We start from the raw sequence: 19,127 nt of genomic DNA, 5'->3' as shown, positions 1-19,127 counted from the left end.
ATTCCATTACTGACATAAATCAGCATTCTAAAAACAAGTTTAAAAGAGACTATAAAGTTATTTTATTATCCTTTAGAAACAAACAATATTAGCAGAACAAATAAAGATTTCACATTCTAATAACTATAAAATAGAACTTTAACTATTTATCAAAAAAGTGTACCAAATTTTATGTAATTTTGATAATTAGTGTCATTTAAGTACTAATGAATTTAAAAAACATTTTTTTAATTAATTTTGTATTTAACTGCTACTAAAATGAGATTTTAACGCTTTTACTAAAAGTTTATATATTTCTCTATCCAGTACATTAAAACACCTAAAAACGAATTAATTGCTACATTTTATAGACGTCATATTACCCATTCCTATTCAGAGAACGTTTACGTATTCTGTAACAGAAGAAGAAGCCAACTTTTTAAAAAAAGGAATGCGTGTTGCAGTTTCTTTTGGAAAATCTAAAATGTATTCTGCTTTAGTTTTTAACATTCATCAAACTAAACCTGTTTTATACGAAGCCAAAGAAATTCATCAGATTTTAGATGAAGTTCCTTTGGTAAATGAATTGCAACTAAAACATTGGCAATGGATTTCTACTTATTATATGTGTTCTATGGGAGACGTGTATAGAGCGGCATTACCATCTGCCTTTTTGTTAGAAAGTGAAACCATTATCAATAAAAATGAAGCATTTTCTGACGAATCTATTTTAGCAGATGATGAATTTTTAATTTTTGAAGCCTTACAACATCAATCTCAATTGACTATTCATCAAGTTGTAGCAATTTTAGGAAAACAAAAAGTAATGCCTATTATAAATTCTTTAATCAAAAAAGAGGCAATTACCATTAAAGAAGAAATTTACGAACAATACAAGCCAAAATTGGTAAAATATGTTCGCTTACATCCAGATTATGCTTCGGATGATTCTTTAGGAAAACTATTAGAAGAGTTATCTAGAGCAAAAAAACAACGAGAAGCAGTTTTAGGATTTTTTCAATTATCAGCTTCTAAAAAACCTATAAAAGCAAAAGAGTTAGAAGAAAAAGCAAGTGTTTCTGCTTCCATTTTAAAATCTTTAGTTGATAAAAACATCTTTGAGTTTTACCACATACAAACCGATAGAATTCAGTTTAAAGGAGACACAAACGATTTAAAAAAGCTGAATGAGTTTCAAGAAAAAGCGCTATCTGAAATTAAAGAAACTTTTAAAGAAAAAGATGTTACACTTTTACATGGAATTACCAGTTCTGGTAAAACAGAAGTCTATACAAAATTAATTCAAGAGGTTTTAGACCAAGGAAAACAAGTATTATTCTTGTTACCAGAAATAGCTTTAACAACACAAATAATTACGCGTTTACAGTTTTATTTTGGTGAACAAATTTCTGTATTTCATTCTAAATATTCTATGAATGAGCGAGTAGAAGTTTGGAATAATGTATTAGAAAACCAACCAAAAGCACGCATTGTTTTAGGCGCACGTTCTTCTATATTTCTACCCTTTTCTAACTTAGGTTTAATTGTGGTGGATGAAGAACACGAAACTTCTTACAAACAATTTGAACCTTCTCCAAGATATAATGCACGAGATTCCGCTATTGTTTTAGCCAAAATTCATAAGGCAAAAATATTGTTAGGTTCTGCTACTCCTTCTTTAGAAACCTATTTTAATGCGCAACAAAAAAAATATGGCTTTGTTGAATTAAATCGTCGTCATGGAAATGTGCAATTGCCAAAAATTGAATTGATCGATGTAAAAGAAAAGCAGCGCAAAAAAGAAATGAAAGGTCATTTTTCTGACAGATTACTTCAATTAATTCAGGAAGCTTTAGACCTAAAAGAACAGGTGATTTTATTTCAAAACCGACGTGGATTTTCTCCTGTTGTAGAATGTAAAACATGTGGTGTTTCTCCTCAATGCCCAAATTGCGACGTGAGTTTAACCTATCATAAATTCAGACATGAATTACGCTGCCATTACTGCAATTATCAAAGATCCATGCCTAACAGTTGTGGTGCCTGCGGAAGCAATACTTTAGACAATAAAGGTTTTGGAACCGAACAAATAGAATTAGAATTAACCACCTTATTTCCCGATTTTAAAATCGGAAGAATGGATTTAGATACCACACGTGGAAAATATGGTTATCAAAAAATTATTGGAGCTTTCGAAGCCAAAGAAATAGATGTATTAGTGGGTACGCAAATGCTTTCTAAAGGTTTAGATTTTGAAAACGTTACGCTAGTAGGAATCATAAATGCAGATTCTATGCTTAATTTCCCCGATTTTAGGGCGCATGAACGCGCTTATGATATGATGGTGCAAGTTTCTGGACGTGCAGGTAGAAGTAAAAAACAAGGAAATGTAGCTATACAAACTTACAATCCGCATCATCAAATATTACAACAAGTTTCTACTACAAATTATGCAGAAATGTATAAAGAACAGTTACAAGAACGCTGGCAATATAAATACCCTCCTTATTACAGGTTGATAAAAATAACTTTAAAACACAAAGACTTTAATAAAGTAGATAGTGGTGTTAATTGGTTGTTTAAAGCGCTATATACTTCTTTTGGAGAAAATGTATTAGGCCCTACAGCTCCAGCTGTTTCTAGAATTAGAAATCAATATATTAAGAATATTGTCATTAAAATTCCGCCAAAACAAAATTTAGCACAAACAAAAAAACAACTTCAAAAAATCAAAGATACTTTTGAAGCTGTTAAAGATTTTAGACCTATTCGGTTTATTACGGATGTGGATGCTTATTGATTTAGTTGGCAGTGCACTGTTGGCAGTATACAGTCTTAGTTTTCAGTAACTTACTAACTGCCCACTGCAACTGAATACTGAAAACTTTCCCTAATAATTTCTATATTGTTTCGTCTCTTCAAAAACGTGTTCTAGAATTTTTTTATCAATTTCGTCAAAAACAAGACCTCTACGTTTCATAACTACTTCTGCAACTTCAAAAACTTTATTGGTTTTATATTCTGTATATCCAGATGCTCCTCCCCAACTAAAAGACGGAACAAAATTTCTTGGAAATCCGCTTCCAAAAAGATTTGCACTGACTCCTACTACAGTTCCTGTATTAAACATGGTATTAATTCCACATTTAGAATGATCTCCCATCATTAAACCACAAAATTGTAAGCCTGTTTTTGCAAAACGCCCCGTTTCGTAATCCCATAATTTAACTTCTGCATAGTTGTTTTTTAAGTTAGAATTGTTAGTATCTGCACCTAAATTACACCATTCTCCTAAAACAGCATTCCCTAAGTATCCATCGTGTCCTTTACTTGAATATCCAAATAAAACAGCATTGCTTACTTCTCCTCCTACTTTGCAATAAGGACCTAAAGTTGTTCCTCCATATATCTTGGCACCCATTTTTAAAACCGCATGTTCACACATTGCAAATGGGCCTTTAACAGCACTGTTTTCTAAAATTACAGCATCTTTACCAATATAAATTGGTCCGGAAGAAGCATTTAAAGTTGCAAAAGTAATTTCTGCACCTTGTTCTATAAAAATATTTTCTTTATTGATGCATCTCGTTCCTTCTGGTATTGGCTCAGATTCTCTTCCTTCTGTAATTAAATCGAAATCTTGCTGAATAGCCTTATCATTTAAAGAAAAAATATCCCAAGTATTTTTAACTTGTATCAAATCTTCTTCAAATTCTATTTGCGTGTATTCATCAAAATTCACTTCTTCTTGAGAATCTGACGTATAAAAGGCAATTACATCTTCACCTTTAAAAATAGCTTCGTATTTTGATAAATTCTTTACTTTTTCAACCAAACTGTCTGTCGGACAAAAAGAAGCATTTATTAAAATATTTTCTTCCATTTCTACCATCGGATATTTTTCTTCTAAATATTCCTCCGTAATTGTAGTAGTGGTTAAACCTAAATGCATTTCCCATTTTTCTCTAATGGTTAAAATTCCTATTCTAATATCTGCAACAGGTCTTGTATATGTAAAAGGTAATAGCGCGTTTCTAACATCGCCATCAAATAGAATGTAATTCATTTTTTCTTTTTTGAAGTCGGACAAATTTACTTTAAAATAGGCACAAAAAAAACCCGTTCTATTAATTAGAATTGGTTTTTATCAACTTAAAAAAATAACACCTTTTTTTACACTTTTATAAATTTTTTTTTTCAGAATAGTTTTCTTAGATCATTTAATTTTTGTTTACAGACCTAATAGTCATAATTTTCTCTATACAAAAACAAATAATCCGTAATAATTATATATCTTAACTAAAAAATATTTAATAATTTTTAATAAGTACTGTTTTTTATTTAATAAAGTAAATAAAATGATATTTTCGCCTATCAGAAATAAAAACAAAAAATAAGAATTTTAAAATATTAAAGGCTTGTTACTTAAAGCACAAAACTAAATTATGAATAAACATTTTAAATATATACAAGAATCACAAGTAAAAATTATGGAGTTAATGAAACCATCTAACTCTAATTTTAGTGGTAAAATTCATGGAGGGTATATTTTAAATTTGATGGATCAGATTGCTTTTGCTTGTGCGTCCAAACATTCTGGAAATTATTGTGTAACGGCTTCTGTTAATAAAGTAGATTTTTTAAACCCTATAGAAGTTGGCGAATTGGTAACCATGAAAGCTTCTATTAATTTTACAGGAAGAACCTCTATGGTGGTTGGTTTGCGTGTAGATTCTGAAAACATTAGAACGGGAGAAACCAAACATTGTAATTCTTCTTATTTTACAATGGTTGCTAAAGACGATAATGGTAAAAGTACGCCTGTTCCTGGAATTGTATTAACTACAAAAGATGAAGTAAGACGGTTTGCCAGAAGTATTACTAGACAAAATGAAGGAAGACATAGAACTTCTCGTTTTAACAGTAATGTATTTGAAATTGAAGATTACATCCATTTGTTAGAAGAGAGCAATGCTAAGGTTGATTTAAAATAAACAAAAAAGCTACTGACTAAAAAGTATTAAACCTTTTCATACAGAACTCGTTTCAGTATCTTATCTCCTTATATTGTAATTATATATGAAGAAAATTTAAAATAAATTCAGGCTGACAGAAATTTCACTTTTAAGGCCAAAAAAAACCGAGTAAAATAAATTTACTCGGTTTTTTAATATTTTAAAATACGTTTATCTTCTACTATAATTAGGAGATTCTTTCGTAATTACAACATCATGAGGATGGCTTTCATTAATTCCGCTTGCGGTAATTCTTATAAAACGACCTGTTTCTTTTAAAGTTTCCACATCTTTTGCTCCACAATAGCCCATTCCTGCACGTAAACCTCCAATAAATTGGTGAATACTTTCAGATAATTCTCCTTTGTAAGGAACACGACCTACAATACCTTCTGGAACTAGTTTTTTAATATCATCTTCTACATCTTGAAAGTATCTATCTTTAGAACCTTTTTTCATCGCTTCTACAGATCCCATACCTCTATAAGATTTAAATTTTCTTCCTTCGTAAATAATAGTTTCTCCTGGAGATTCTTTGGTACCGGCTAATAAAGAACCTAACATTACAGAATCTGCACCAGCAGCCAATGCTTTTGGGATATCTCCTGTATAACGAATTCCTCCATCTGCAATTACCGGAACTCCACTTCCTTTAATAGCTGCCGCCACTTCTAAAACTGCAGAAAACTGAGGGAAACCTACTCCCGCAACAATTCTGGTTGTACAAATAGAACCTGGTCCAATACCTACTTTTACAGCATCGGCGCCTGCTTCTACTAAATATTTAGCTGCAGCTCCTGTTGCAATATTACCAACAACTACATCTAAATTAGGAAATTTTGCTTTTACTTCTTTTAAAACCATTACCACACCTTTGGTATGCCCATGTGCAGTATCTATAATTACAGCATCTACACCAGCATTTACTAAAGCTTCTGCTCTATCTACGGCGTCTGCAGTAACACCTAATGCAGCTGCAACTCTTAATCTACCAAAAGAATCTTTGTTAGCAATTGGTTTCTGAGTTACTTTGGTAATATCTCTAAAAGTAATTAATCCCTTTAATTTATAATTTTCATCAACAATTAAAAGCTTTTCTATTTTATAATTCTGAAGTATTTTTTCTGCATCGCTTAAAGAAGTACCAACAGAAGCTGTTACTAGATTTTTGCTAGTCATTACTTCTATAATTGGTCTTTGGCTATCGTGCTCAAAACGTAAATCTCTATTGGTAACAATTCCTTTTAAGATGCCATTGTCATCAACAATAGGAATTCCTCCAATACCATGTTCTTTCATATTGGCTTTTGCTTCAGAAACCACAGCTGTTAAAGGCAACGTAACCGGATCTAAAATCATTCCGCTTTCAGCTCGTTTTACTTTTCTAACTTCTTTCGCTTGTTGCTCAATCGTCATGTTTTTATGTAAAACACCAATACCACCTTCTCTTGCAATAGCAATTGCTAAAGCAGATTCTGTAACGGTATCCATGGCTGCAGATGCAATTGGTACGTTAATAGTAATGTTTCTTGTAAATTTTGTTTGAATACTTACTTCTCTTGGAAGTACTTCGGAAAAGGCAGGGACTAAAAGAACGTCGTCATATGTTAATCCTTCTCCTAAAATTTTGTTGTCGTGTGCTGTCATGTTGCAATTAAGGTATAATTGCGTGCAAATTTACAATTAATAAATGAATTTTTATGTTAAATGAACGTTAGATTTTTTACCACTAACTACTTGCTTTAAAATAATAAATATAGAAACGGTATAAGTTGCCGTCATAAAAAAACCAGAAATCATAATTACATACTTCATAAAGTATAGCTCTTTCCACAATAAATAAATTCCTCCAAAAGTAAGAACCAAAGAAAAGAAAGGCTCTATCATTAAAAATAGTTTCAACCTTTTAGAAATATCTGTGGTAGACAATATTAAAGCAAGCATAAAGAAAATTACTGAAAGCGATAAAATATGACTGTGAACTGTGGTCATTATTTCACCTTCCGATTTTTTGAACATCATTTTAGTAGCGTTTTCATCTTCTTCATTTCCTAAATAACGTTGCTCTATTCCTTTAGGGTTTGCGTTGGTAGTAGATCTTACAAAAGAAATTCCGCTATAAAAACCAATACTTAGAGTACAAATAAAAGCAATGATTAATAATTTAATTTCTTTAGGAAATTGATAAATAAGACCTTTTAAAACCATTATAATACTTTGTTTATATGTAAAATTTCTAGACTATGTAAAAACTGATTCACAGCAATTGTCATAGAACTAGCAGAAATGGTTGCGCCAGAAATTGCAATGATGTCTTGTTCGTATTGCAAACTGTCTGAAGATTTTTTTCCAATAAATTGTTTCAACCAACGTTTGCTGCCAATTTCGCCACCATAATCTTCTCGATACACTAAAACCTTTGTTTTTGCAATAATTAAGTTTTTATCCAATAAAACTAAATAATCAAACTCATCTGTTTTACTTGGAGCCTTGTCTATATATGCGTATCCAATTAGTTTAGAATTACTTTCTATTTTAAAAAGATGATCCTCTCCAATTTTTTTTCCTAACTGATTATTAACGGAATCGTTAATTTTAATTAATTTTAATTGAAAATCCTCAACTTCAAAAGTGCTGTTAATTTCTTTATTTACTTTTTTTAAAAGCTTGTTTGGTAAAGAAAAAGAAAACAATAGAAAACTTAGTCCTATTAGTAATAATGAAAAAAATCTTTTTAAAATCATTTTGCAAAAATAATTAGAATTAATCTAAATAAAAAGAAAAGCCAATTCAAATTAAAAATTAGAACTGGCTTCACTACATTTAATAAACTATTTTTTTAGAACCAAACTCCTATACCAAAGTTTAACTGTCCTACAGATTTGTAACCTGCAACTGCATTATCTTTTATTTGGTAATCTCCTTTAACAACTGCTCCTGGTGCTATTTTATAACTTAAACCGAAAGTCCATTCTTGTCTGTCATAACTTAAATCTTTTGCTAAAGTTCCATCTACAGAAGCTTGTGTATCAAAATCTTCGAATCTTACAAAACCAAATAATTGTTGTCTTTTATTTTGAGGTAATAGATTATATGCAGCTTCTAAATAATATCCTTGTAAAGCACTACCTAATTTAGATCCTGTTGCATTATTATAGGCTTCTGTATCTGATAAACTTCCATGAATAAACTGACCTCTAGCCGTAAAACGTTGGTATGCATAACGAGCGTCTAAACCAATCATAGCAAGACCTACATCTGCGCCATCTATATCTTCTACATCGGCAGGAGATTGTGTTCTACCTGCATAACCAGACAATCCTAAACGTAAACCTGGTACTCCATAATAATCTAATTTTCCAGAGAAATTTACATTATTCATGGTAGATTTTGCTCCTTTTTGTCTTCCGCCTCTTAATCCGTTGCTTCCACCAATATTTCCTCCTGTAATATTACCGTTTCCGTCTGATGTTGTTGAAGAAAAGCCATTAAATAAATACGCTTGGTAACGTAAAGATGCTTCATTATATCTACCAGAAACTCCTACTCCTAACTCTCTCCAAGTAGTTGGAATGATAGAACCATCTATACTTGGTCTTTCTACTCCATTAAAAGTTGTAGGTTCATGATATTCATTGATAATTCCCATTGGAACTAACATTAAACCAGCTCTTAAATTTACATTATCGCTCACTGAATATTGCAAAAAAGCTTGTTCTACATAAACTTCGTTAACATGTTCGAATTCTACTTCTGTAATAAATTGAGTTCTATCGTCAAATTTATATCCGAATAATAAAACCAAACGTTGCACGTCTAATTCTGCATTACTATTTTCTTTTCTATTATAAGTTAATTCTCCATAACCACCAACTGTAACTCCTTTTGTATTAATGTTACCATTTAATATACGTTGTGCCGTATTTACTTGGTAGTTTGGATTGTTAATGGAATCTTGTTGTGAGTTTTGAGCTGAAATACCTATAGTTGAAGCTACAACAATTGCAAAAGTTAAAAACTTTTTTTTCATTTTATTTAGATTAAATATAAATAGTTAAATAATTTCCGTGCAAATATAACTTTCATTTTTACTTACACAAATCTTATTTAGATTTAATTTAAACAAATCAAATAAACAACAATAATTAACTTTAAATCAACGAGTAATCTATAAATTTTTCAAATAAGAAATAACCGCTTTTCTAATATCAAAAGAAATTTCTGATTGCTTAGGGATATATACAGAAAGTACTTCTTTATTTTCTTTGGATAAAAAAGGAATATCAAAACCTTTTAATAAATAATCAGAAAAGGCAACGCTATAGGTTTTATTAATGTTTAATTCTTCGTTTTTAATCAACCACTTCTCTCCTATTTTTTCAGCATTAAAACACTGTAAATAAGCACCTGTACCTTTTGCTTTATTACCATAATCTAACACTCTTTTTAGTAGCCCTCCTTTTATTTTAACTTTTAAAATTGCTCCACCATAAGGCAACACTCTAAAAATATCTACAGGTGTTATATGCCCACTCAATTCATCATCAATTCTTATAGAACCGCCATTTACAAGAGCACAGTCCACTTTATCATTATAAGCAAAAGACATAGATTGGGTAATGATTTTTCCTAAATTTGTTTGTGTACTTCTAATTGGAGCATCTCTTCCGTCTAACGGTGTTTTAGCTTCAAAAATAACTTCCTCTGGATTTTTTATAATCTCAGTAATTTTTGAAGTTAAAATTGTTTGCCATTTATTTACAATTTTGGCTACTTTTTCATCCGGTTTAACGGTAGCATTGATTTCTTTTAATTCTGATGTAACCACCGCTTTCTTTGTTTTCTTATCATAAGAAATTCGATGAATATAAACTGTCTTTGCGTTGGCATCTGCTTTAGAAATTTGCACATTTTCAACAAAATCATTACTATTAGTATGCTCATGTCCTCCCATAATTAAAGGTAAGTCTGGAATTATCTTTGCAATTCTTTTGTCATCTTCTAAAGCTACATGCGTTAACCCAAAGACCACATCTACAGAATCTTTTATAGCTGCATAAGAGGCTCTTGCTTTTATAAACATACTTCCATATTCTACAAAATCCTTTGGATTGGATGGAATACAAACACTTATAAAACCTACTTTTATTTTGGTACCATCTTCATCTGAAAATTCTTTGATAAAAGTTTCTCCCACATGCTCTTTATGACCATTAACTTCTTTGTAAAAAGGAATTGCAGCCTCTTTTGTTTTTAATTTTACGTTGGCAGAAATCCAAGGAAAATTACTTTCGTTTAATCTTTTTTGAAGGGCCACTTTAGAAACATCAAACTCATGGTTTCCAAAAGCAACCAAATCGAAGTTCATGGCATTCATTACTTCTACCATTTGTTTACCTTGAATTCTTTCTCCATCAATTTTAATGGTTCCTAATAAAGACGGATTTAAAAAATCCCCAGCCATAAAAAGCATGGTGTTTTTATTTTCTTCTAATAATTGTTTGTGTACCGTTTCTACTCTTGCCATTCCGCCGAATTCTCCTCCTTGGATTGGTGCAATTTCGTACACATCATTTAACTGTAAAAAAGTAAAGTTTATTTTATGATCATCTTTAGAGCAAGATGCTAAAATTGTGATTCCTAAAAAATATAAAAATAGCTTTGATAATTTCATGTCTGAATTCTTTTTGATGCAATATATAAAATAAGAAATATTCTGAAAGTAATTTATTTTTACATATTATAGATACGTTTAAATTAAAAATAAGCATCGTTTTTATTCATTTCCTATTTTGTTTCGATGGGTTAATCCCCAATCTCTCATTGTTTCAATTACTTTATCTAATGATTTTCCGTAATCCGTAAGGCTATATTCAACAGAGACAGGCATAGCGTTAAATACCTCTCTGTTTATTAATCCATTTATTTCTAACTCCTTCAATTCCTTGGATAACATTCTTGGGGTTATTCCTTCAATTTGGCGCTCTAATTCTTTAAATCTATGAACTTTAAAAGATAGCGCTATAATAATTGGTAATCTCCATTTTCCTCCAATTATGTCTATAACATCTCGAACAGGAAGAATAAATTTTTTACATTCTGTTGGCGTATATATATTCATTTCACTCTTTTTTTTATCCATCTTTAGATTCGTCTTAATACTTTACTATACCAAAGCATATCGATATACTTTAGTATAGTAGTATACTTTATATAGCAAATTTAACATAAATTTGTTCATAATAATCAAAGAATATTAAAATGAAAAAAACATTAATTTTAAGTTATACTCCAAGAGATAATTCCAATACAAAAAAAATGCTTGATTTCTTTATAGAAAACAATCAAAACAAAACAGAAATAACATTTGTTGATTTAGCAGAAGAAGCTCCAGATTTATTATTAAAAGAAAATTTGAATCTTTATGTAAATAGAAATTTTGGTGGTGTAGCACTTACGGATGAACAACAGAAAATTTTAGCCAAAAATGATAAAATGATGCAACAATTATTGGATACAGATTATGTTGTTTTGGCGAGTCCGATGTACAATTTTTCAATTCCTGCAACAGTTAAAGCTTGGTTTGATGCTGTCATACAAGCTGGAAAAACTTTTGGATATACAGAAACTGGTGTTCAAGGATTCTGTAAAAATACAAAAGCTTTGATATTAATGACAAGTGGAAGTGATTTTGGAATGGAACCTTATAAAAGTGTTAATTTTGCAACTCCTTTTTTAATAACAGCTTTTGATTTTCTTGGGATTCCTGCTGAAGCTATCAATAAATTTGGTATGATACAATATGCAGACAAATCTGAACAAATGATAGCCGATGCAAAAGAAGAAATTAAAAATGTAAGTGATAAATGGTATTAATTCGAATTAATTTTGAGTTACAGAAATAGTAATAAGTTAATTAAGTGTTTCCCTTTTCAGTCTGTTGTTTTTATTCAAAAAAAAATCAGATTCTGATTAGGGAATTATGCCTTTTAGCTTACTGTTAACCTATAAAGGTAATTATTCTTTACTTATTAAAAAGTCTCTAAAGCCTTGTTATAAGCACTTTCAAAACTCATGGGTTTTAAATTTGTATCTGCTTTATGCGTGGTAAAATAACTCAATAACTTTTCTGTTGGCATATTACCAGTCAACTCATCTTTTGCCATTGGACAACCTCCATAACCTTTTATAGCTCCATCAAAACGGTTACATCCTGCTTTGTAGGCTGCATCTACTTTTTCGTGCCATTTATCTGGGGTAGTATGTAAATGTGCGCCAAATTCTATAGATGGATACTGCGGAATTAAATTAGAAAACAAATAGTCGATTACTTCTGGTGTTGAACTCCCTACAGTATCGGAAAGTGATAAAATTTTAACGCCCATAGAAGACAATTTATCGGTCCACTCTCCTACAACCTCCACATTCCAAGGATCTCCATACGGATTACCAAAACCCATAGACAAATACGCCACTACTTCTTTATTGGTTTTATCTGCAATATTTAAAATGGCATCTAACGTTTCTATAGATTCTTGTATTGTTTTATGCGTATTACGCATTTGAAAGTTTTCTGAAATAGAAAAAGGATATCCTAAATAGTCAATCTCTTCAAATACAGAAGCATCGTTTGCGCCTCTTACATTGGCAATAATTGCTAACAATTTACTTTGCGTTCTAGACAAATCTAATTTAGACAAAACAGCTGCAGTATCTCGCATTTGCGGAATTGCTTTTGGTGAAACAAAGCTGCCAAAATCAATAGTATCAAATCCTACTTTTAAGAGTGAGTTAATATACAATGCTTTTTTTTCTGTAGAAATAAAATGGCTTTTTATTCCTTGCATTGCATCACGCGGACATTCTATGATTTTTACTTTTTTCATCAATATCAAAGATAGAAATTCTAATGAAGTGGCAAAACATTTTTTAATTGATTATTACCTGCTTTTTGGTACTTTCGCTTTTCTATATGAGCCACTCAAAACATATTCTTCCAATAATCATTATTTCTCAGTTTTGTTGCACTTCTTTATGGTTTGCAAGCAACGGTGTAATGACAGATTTAGTAATCAGTTTTAACTTAAGTACTATTGCGCTAGGCTATTTAACATCTGCAGTACAATTTGGTTTTATTATGGGGACTTTAGTCTTTGCTTTGTTTACCATTGCAGACCGATTTCCCCCATCTAAAGTGTTTTTTTTCTGTGCAATTTTAGGTGCGTTTTTTAATTGGAGACTTATTTTCGATAATCAAACTTTTTTCTCGCTAATAGGTATGCGATTTCTAACTGGTTTTTTCTTGGCAGGAATTTATCCTGTAGGTATGAAAATTGCGACAGATTATTTTGATAAAGGCCTGGGTAAATCTTTAGGCTTTTTAGTTGGCGCATTGGTTTTAGGCACCGCCTTACCTCACCTATTAAAAGACATGATGCATGCATATTCTTGGAAAACAATTATTACATCAATTTCTGTTTTAGCCGCTTTTGGCGGATTATTAATGTTGCTTTTTGTACCTAACGGACCTTATAGAACTGCCGGAAAAAAGCTAGATATTACCATTTGTTTTTCCATCTTTAAAAATGTGAAATTTAGAAAAGCTGCTTTTGGTTATTTCGGGCACATGTGGGAACTCTATACCTTCTGGACTTTTGTACCTATTCTTTTAAAAATCTACGAGAATTCACATACAGACACCCAACTTAATATTCCTTTATTATCCTTTATAATTATTGGAACAGGAAGTTTAGCTTGTGTTTTAGGAGGCTATTTATCACAAAAATATGGCCCAAAAAACATTGCTTATTTAGCCTTATTTTTATCTTGTATTTGTTGTCTTATTTCTCCGTTGATGTTTCAACTAACAAATGAAAATCTATTTATTGCCTTTTTACTTTTCTGGGGAATGGTAGTTGTTACAGACTCTCCATTATTTTCTACTCTAGTTGCACAAAATGTAGCGTCAAAAAATAAAGGAACAGCATTGACTATTGTTAATTGTATTGGTTTTGCAATAACCATTGTGAGTATTCAATTAATAAGCAACTATAAAGAAATGACAGATTCTAATGCTATTTTTATGCTATTAGCCATTGGTCCTATTTTAGGATTATTTACTTTTTCTAGAAAAGAAATTCATTCGTAAGCTTAAAAACATCTCGATACAATTTTGCGAAAAGCAACATCACTTGATGTGACAATTCTATAATAAATTTAGGAACGCAAACTGTCTGGCTGAGGCATCAGATAAAAAAATATCAAGCGGAAATGATGACTTGCAGTTTTGTCATTTCTACCAAAGGGAGAAATCACATAATATTGCTCAATTTACGTTCTCCTCTTTATGAGACTTCTCCCAAAAGGTCGAAGTAACAGTTTTGTGAAGTTTTTTATAATTTCAAAAAAAAATAATTGATTCACAGTCACTTGTAAAAAAAAATCAATAGTTATAAAATTTCTTTTTCAGAAATTTTATAACTAGAACATTTTGTTTATTACACCCAAAATTACATTTTACACAAACAAAAAAAAGGATAGCAAAACTAATTGCTATCCTTATATTCTTATGTTTCTTCACCGAAATTAAAAGTGATCAATTTGGTGTAATCATCGTTATGTAATTTCTACGAAAAGTCGAAATGACAAATAATCTACTAAACTTTAGTCAAAACCCAAAGCTGCACTTCTTCTAAAGGAGCTGCTTTTTTGTTTCGTTTTGTTTTATCAACCACAGGTTTTATGGTTTTCTTTAAACATTTTTCTAGTTTAAAACGAATTCCTTTTGCTAATTCCTTTTCTATCGGATTTTCTTTTGTAAGATTCTTTATTTGAGCTGCATTAGAAAATAATACGACTAATTTCCCCTCTTCAGACAATCTATTATTTGCTTCTGCAAAAAACTTAGGAAACAAGTTTTTATTATAATAAACAGCTTCGTCTATATTTTCTTCTCCAGAAATTGCTGGCAACCAAGGCGGATTGAAAACTATTAATTCCGTTTCTTTTTCCCATTTACCAAAAAGAGATCCGTGATCTAATTCTATTTTACGAGACAATTTGGTCTCTCCCATAAATTCTTTTAAACCAAAAATAGCATTCGGGTTTGTATCTGTACCAAACACTTTCTGAAAACCATGTTGCACCATCTGAAAAGACAAAACACCACTACCAATACCAACATCTATAGCAGATTTTTTTGGTCCTTCGTATCGTTTTAACCAATTATCAAACAAAGTTAATTGATCGAAACGCGTAGGAAAATATACACCATAATAAGGATGTACTTTGTTTCTTAAAACAGGCACTTTAATTCCTTTATTATACTTTTGCCAAGCACTGTTTAGTCTTTGAACTTCTGGAAACGTTAATAAAAAATTATTTTTATTTGCAAACATTTTAGCAAACCAACCAATTTTAGGCGCTTTGTCTACAACAACCTTTTGATTTTTAATTTGTAATAAAATTTGATTAGAAAGCGTATGGTATTCTACACGAAATGCATGTTGCTCTTTAATTGTTTTATTTGGCAAACGAATTTTTAAATGTTTTTGCAACTCTTTTAAAAGCAACATTCCGTTGCTATAAAATTCCGTAATTAAAACAGATTGCCCTTCCCTCATCGCATAAAGCGTTTCTCTTACATCTGTATTACTATCAAATTTTATTAGATCATCACCTGGGTGAATTGGTGTTGGTTTGTTTATTTGTAACGCTGAACTCATTAATTTATGTGTATTATATAGAATTGCAGCTTAATGCTATTTGCAACTCATTCTTTTAAAAATTAGAAATCGTATTAAAATCTAGTAGCAATCTACAATCAATTGTTTACCAAATAATATTTTGCAAAGATACTTTTTAAAACCTAGTATTTTAATTATTCACAGAAATAGCAAAAAATTATATATACCATTTTTTTATCCTTTAAAATTAGCCGTTTTTTAAATCATTTTTTATAGAATCGATAAAAATTACCAAAGAAGTTTTTAGAGATAGAAATAATGAGTTTATTATTCGGATATTTGTTTCTTATTCTTACTTTTCAATAGTAAATAATGATAGACAATACTACTTTAGACAATTTAAATAACTCACTTTCTGGTGATGTTCTTTTTGATAATTTACATAAAACTTTATACGCAACCGATGCTTCTGTTTACAGGAAAATTCCGTTAGCTGTCGCTTTTCCAAAGGATGAAAAAGACTTAAAAACCTTAATTACCTTTGCAACTAAAAACAATATTACGTTAATACCAAGAACCGCAGGAACTTCTTTGGCAGGACAATGTGTTGGTGACGGTCTTGTGGTAGATGTTTCTAAACATTTTACGAACATTATTTCTTTTGATGAAAAAGCAAAAACCGTAACATTACAACCCGGAATTGTAAGAGATTCTTTAAATGTATATTTAAAACCTTTCGGCTTGTTTTTTGGTCCAAACACATCTACATCTAACCGTTGTATGATGGGCGGAATGGTTGGAAATAATTCCTCTGGAAGTACCTCTATAAAATATGGAGTAACTCGTGATAAAGTTTTAGAAATTGATGCCGTTTTAAGTGATGGTAGCACCGCAATTTTTAAAGAAATTACTTCGGCAGATTTCATCAAAAAAACAAAAGAGAATACACAAGAAGGAAAAATTTATAAAAGTCTTTTTGATGAACTTTCATTAGTTGAAAATCAACAAGAAATTAAAAACGAATTTCCTAAAGAAACCATTCACAGAAGATGTACTGGTTATGCTATTGACGAATTATTAAGTTCAGATTTATTCGGAGGAACTTCAAAAACCATAAATGTTGCAAAATTATTAGCAGGAAGTGAAGGAACTTTGGCTTTTTCTACGTCAATTACCTTGCAATTAGATCCCCTTCCTCCTTCTCAAAGTATTATGGTTTGTACGCATTTTAAATCTATAAACGAAAGTTTAAATGCTACTGTAATTGCCATGAATCACAATTTATATAATTGTGAGTTAATGGATAAAACCATTTTAGATTGCTCTAAAAACAATAGAAAATTAGCCGAAAATCGTTTCTTTTTACAAGGTGATCCAGAAGCTATCTTAATGCTAGAAGTTTCTTCAAATACCATTGAAGAAACCGAAATTTTAGCAGATAAATTAATTGCCGATTTAGAGAAAAACAATTTCGGATATCATCATCCAAAAGTGTACGGAGCAGATATTGCAAAAGTACATTATTTACGTAAAGCAGGTTTAGGTGCTTTGGCTAATATTGTAGGAGATAAAAAAGCGGTTGCTTGTATAGAAGATACTGCAGTTGCTTTAGAAGATTTGCCTAATTATATTGAGGAATTCACTCAAATTATGGCCAAATACCAACAAAACGCTGTGTATTATGCACATGCTGGCGCTGGTGAATTGCATTTACGCCCTATTTTGAATATCAAGAAAAAGGAAGATGTGGTTTTATTTAGAAAAATTACTACTGAAACGGCTGAGTTGGTAAAAAAATATAAAGGTTCTTTTTCTGGTGAACACGGAGACGGAATTGTGCGTGCAGAGTTTATTCCGTTAATGATTGGTGATAAAAATTACCAGTTATTAAGAAGGGTTAAAAAAGCATTTGATCCAAACAACGTATTTAATCAAGGAAAAATTACGGATGCTTTTGCAATGGATGAAAACCTTAGATATGAAATTGATAGAGTTGAACCAGAAATTAAAACCATTCAAGATTTCTCTGATAATGAAGGAATTTTAAAATTAGCAGAAAAATGTAATGGTACCGGAGATTGTAGAAAACCTGTAGAAGCTGGCGGAACCATGTGTCCTAGTTACAGAGCTACTAAAGACGAAAAAGATACTACAAGAGCAAGAGCAAATACCTTACGTGAGTTTTTAACAAATTCTACGGAAGCAAATAAATTTAATCATAAAGAATTAAAACAAGTTTTCGATCTTTGTTTAAGTTGTAAAGCGTGTGCATCAGAATGCCCAAGTAATGTGGATATTGCTACCATGAAGGCAGAGTTTCTTTATCAATATCAAGAAACAAACGGGTATTCTTTTAGAAATAAATTATTTGCAAATAATGCCAAGTACAATAAATTAGGAAGTTATTTACCTACAATAACTAACTTTTTCACAAACACTACACTAACAAAAAAAATATTAGGTGTTGCAGTTGAAAGAACAGTTCCTAAATTAGCGAATCAAACCTTAGAAAGTTGGTTAAAGAAACACTTTGCAACTTCGATTGCTGCTGAGAAAACTAAAAAGTCTCTTTATTTATTCAATGATGAATTCACCAATTTTTACGATACAGAAATTGGACAAGATGCTGTTATTTTATTAGAAAAATTAGGCTACGAAGTAAAAACGGTAAAGCATGATGAAAGTGGAAGAAGTCATATTTCTAAGGGTTTCTTAAAAGAAGCAAAAGCAATCTGTAATAATAATATTGCTACCTTTAAAGACATTATTACAGACGAAACTCCATTGGTAGGAATAGAACCTTCAGCAATTTTAGGTTTTAGAGACGAGTATATTCGTTTAGCGGATGATAAAAAATCTGCAGAAAAAATAGCGAAAAATGCTTTTACGTTCGAAGAGTTTTTAGCAAAAGAATTAGAAAAAGGTAATATTGATACTTCTGTATTTACATCTGCAGCTAAGACTCTAAAAATTCATGGCCATTGTCATCAAAAAGCATTGTCTAGCACACATGCTAGTTTTCAAATTTTAAATATTCCAGAAAATTATAAAGTAACGATTATTAATTCTGGTTGTTGCGGAATGGCAGGTTCTTTTGGGTATGAAAAAGAACATTACAAAGTTTCTATGCAAGTTGGTGAAGACACCTTATTTCCGAAAATTAGAAACACACCTGAAGACACACAAATTGTGGCTGCAGGAACAAGTTGTAGACATCAAATTTTTGATGGTACAAAACGTATAGCAAAACATCCTATTACTATTTTAAAAGAAGCGTTGGTTTAATTTAGTAAGCAGTTTTTAGTTGCAGTTGGCAGTAAAAAAAGAAGATCCAAAGAAATTAAGCAAACTTCTAAAAGATATTTAACGGAAATATATGAAAAGCAATGATTGTAAAATCGTTGCTTTTTTGTTACTTTGAAAATAGAATATTAGTCTAAATATTAAT

General features: G+C 30.7%; 14 protein-coding genes. 5 read left to right on the top strand and 9 right to left on the bottom strand.

The genetic code is table 11. From position 1 onward, the window contains the following. Nucleotides 1-334 precede the first annotated feature (334 nt). Nucleotides 335-2,779, top strand: coding sequence for a replication restart helicase PriA (priA, locus tag MPF19_RS14795; RefSeq protein ID WP_249988857.1), 2,445 nt, complete (start codon nt 335-337; stop codon nt 2,777-2,779). Nucleotides 2,780-2,869: 90 nt separating this feature from the next. Here the strand turns inward: priA and MPF19_RS14790 are convergent, their stop codons facing one another. Further along, complete coding sequence (locus MPF19_RS14790) at nt 2,870-4,045, bottom strand: GlmU family protein (RefSeq protein WP_249988856.1); 1,176 nt, start codon at nt 4,043-4,045, stop codon at nt 2,870-2,872. Nucleotides 4,046-4,424: 379 nt separating this feature from the next. Here MPF19_RS14790 and MPF19_RS14785 point away from each other — a divergent pair, with 379 nt between their 5' ends. Continuing rightward, nucleotides 4,425-4,973 carry an acyl-CoA thioesterase gene (locus MPF19_RS14785; RefSeq protein ID WP_203393688.1) on the top strand — a complete coding sequence of 183 codons (549 nt, stop codon included), beginning with the start codon at nt 4,425-4,427 and terminating at the stop codon, nt 4,971-4,973. Nucleotides 4,974-5,165: 192 nt separating this feature from the next. On the opposite strand, the gene guaB is transcribed toward MPF19_RS14785, so the two are convergent. The 6 genes from guaB to MPF19_RS14755 all read right to left on the bottom strand — a co-directional run bounded on the left by guaB (nt 5,166) and on the right by MPF19_RS14755 (nt 11,115). Next, nucleotides 5,166-6,641, bottom strand: coding sequence for an IMP dehydrogenase (gene guaB, locus MPF19_RS14780; protein WP_249988854.1), 1,476 nt, complete (start codon nt 6,639-6,641; stop codon nt 5,166-5,168). 51 nt (nt 6,642-6,692) lie between these two features. Then, nucleotides 6,693-7,202, bottom strand: a complete 510-nt coding sequence (locus tag MPF19_RS14775) for an Aq_1264-related membrane protein (protein WP_249988853.1) — start codon at nt 7,200-7,202, stop codon at nt 6,693-6,695. After that, nucleotides 7,202-7,738: an FMN-binding protein gene (locus MPF19_RS14770; protein ID WP_249988851.1), complete on the bottom strand. Its 537-nt coding sequence runs from the start codon at nt 7,736-7,738 to the stop codon at nt 7,202-7,204. The genes MPF19_RS14775 and MPF19_RS14770 overlap by 1 nt, the downstream gene beginning before the upstream one ends. A gap of 95 nt (nt 7,739-7,833) precedes the next feature. Beyond that, nucleotides 7,834-9,024: a porin gene (locus MPF19_RS14765; RefSeq protein WP_249988849.1), complete on the bottom strand. Its 1,191-nt coding sequence runs from the start codon at nt 9,022-9,024 to the stop codon at nt 7,834-7,836. Between the two features lie 138 nt (nt 9,025-9,162). Next, nucleotides 9,163-10,668, bottom strand: coding sequence for a bifunctional metallophosphatase/5'-nucleotidase (locus MPF19_RS14760; RefSeq protein WP_249988848.1), 1,506 nt, complete (start codon nt 10,666-10,668; stop codon nt 9,163-9,165). Between the two features lie 102 nt (nt 10,669-10,770). Next, nucleotides 10,771-11,115 (bottom strand): winged helix-turn-helix transcriptional regulator, encoded by a 345-nt coding sequence (locus tag MPF19_RS14755; protein WP_249988846.1) that lies wholly within the window; start codon nt 11,113-11,115, stop codon nt 10,771-10,773. Between the two features lie 140 nt (nt 11,116-11,255). Between MPF19_RS14755 and MPF19_RS14750 the strand changes: the two genes are divergently transcribed. Beyond that, nucleotides 11,256-11,870: an FMN-dependent NADH-azoreductase gene (locus MPF19_RS14750; RefSeq protein WP_203393677.1), complete on the top strand. Its 615-nt coding sequence runs from the start codon at nt 11,256-11,258 to the stop codon at nt 11,868-11,870. A gap of 155 nt (nt 11,871-12,025) precedes the next feature. Here MPF19_RS14750 and MPF19_RS14745 read toward each other — a convergent pair whose 3' ends face one another. Further along, complete coding sequence (locus MPF19_RS14745; RefSeq protein WP_249988844.1) at nt 12,026-12,880, bottom strand: hydroxymethylglutaryl-CoA lyase-like TIM-barrel protein; 855 nt, start codon at nt 12,878-12,880, stop codon at nt 12,026-12,028. Between the two features lie 86 nt (nt 12,881-12,966). Between MPF19_RS14745 and MPF19_RS14740 the strand changes: the two genes are divergently transcribed. Continuing rightward, entirely contained in the window at nt 12,967-14,142 is a 1,176-nt protein-coding gene (locus MPF19_RS14740; protein WP_249988842.1) for an MFS transporter, read from the top strand. 508 nt (nt 14,143-14,650) lie between these two features. Here MPF19_RS14740 and MPF19_RS14735 read toward each other — a convergent pair. Beyond that, nucleotides 14,651-15,718, bottom strand: a complete 1,068-nt coding sequence (locus MPF19_RS14735; RefSeq protein ID WP_249988840.1) for a methyltransferase — start codon at nt 15,716-15,718, stop codon at nt 14,651-14,653. 333 nt (nt 15,719-16,051) lie between these two features. On the opposite strand from MPF19_RS14735, the gene MPF19_RS14730 reads away from it, so the two are divergent. After that, nucleotides 16,052-18,964 (top strand): FAD-binding and (Fe-S)-binding domain-containing protein, encoded by a 2,913-nt coding sequence (locus tag MPF19_RS14730; protein WP_249988838.1) that lies wholly within the window; start codon nt 16,052-16,054, stop codon nt 18,962-18,964. The last annotated feature ends 163 nt before the right edge of the window (nt 18,965-19,127 follow it).

The sequence above is a fragment of the Polaribacter sp. Z014 genome (genome assembly GCF_023555435.1).
Classification (GTDB): domain Bacteria; phylum Bacteroidota; class Bacteroidia; order Flavobacteriales; family Flavobacteriaceae; genus Polaribacter.
The sequence above is the reverse complement of the archived record's forward strand: the minus strand, read 5'-3'. Positions and strand labels throughout refer to the sequence as shown.

Coding starts and splice junctions, on each gene's coding strand:
- MPF19_RS14790 (WP_249988856.1), bottom strand. CDS start 4,045: ATGAATTACATTCTATTTGATGGCGATGTTAGAAACGCGCTATTACCT.
- MPF19_RS14785 (WP_203393688.1), top strand. CDS start 4,425: ATGAATAAACATTTTAAATATATACAAGAATCACAAGTAAAAATTATG.
- guaB (WP_249988854.1), bottom strand. CDS start 6,641: ATGACAGCACACGACAACAAAATTTTAGGAGAAGGATTAACATATGAC.
- MPF19_RS14775 (WP_249988853.1), bottom strand. CDS start 7,202: ATGGTTTTAAAAGGTCTTATTTATCAATTTCCTAAAGAAATTAAATTA.
- MPF19_RS14770 (WP_249988851.1), bottom strand. CDS start 7,738: ATGATTTTAAAAAGATTTTTTTCATTATTACTAATAGGACTAAGTTTT.
- MPF19_RS14765 (WP_249988849.1), bottom strand. CDS start 9,024: ATGAAAAAAAAGTTTTTAACTTTTGCAATTGTTGTAGCTTCAACTATA.
- MPF19_RS14760 (WP_249988848.1), bottom strand. CDS start 10,668: ATGAAATTATCAAAGCTATTTTTATATTTTTTAGGAATCACAATTTTA.
- MPF19_RS14755 (WP_249988846.1), bottom strand. CDS start 11,115: ATGAATATATATACGCCAACAGAATGTAAAAAATTTATTCTTCCTGTT.
- MPF19_RS14750 (WP_203393677.1), top strand. CDS start 11,256: ATGAAAAAAACATTAATTTTAAGTTATACTCCAAGAGATAATTCCAAT.
- MPF19_RS14745 (WP_249988844.1), bottom strand. CDS start 12,880: ATGAAAAAAGTAAAAATCATAGAATGTCCGCGTGATGCAATGCAAGGA.
- MPF19_RS14740 (WP_249988842.1), top strand. CDS start 12,967: ATGAGCCACTCAAAACATATTCTTCCAATAATCATTATTTCTCAGTTT.
- MPF19_RS14735 (WP_249988840.1), bottom strand. CDS start 15,718: ATGAGTTCAGCGTTACAAATAAACAAACCAACACCAATTCACCCAGGT.
- MPF19_RS14730 (WP_249988838.1), top strand. CDS start 16,052: ATGATAGACAATACTACTTTAGACAATTTAAATAACTCACTTTCTGGT.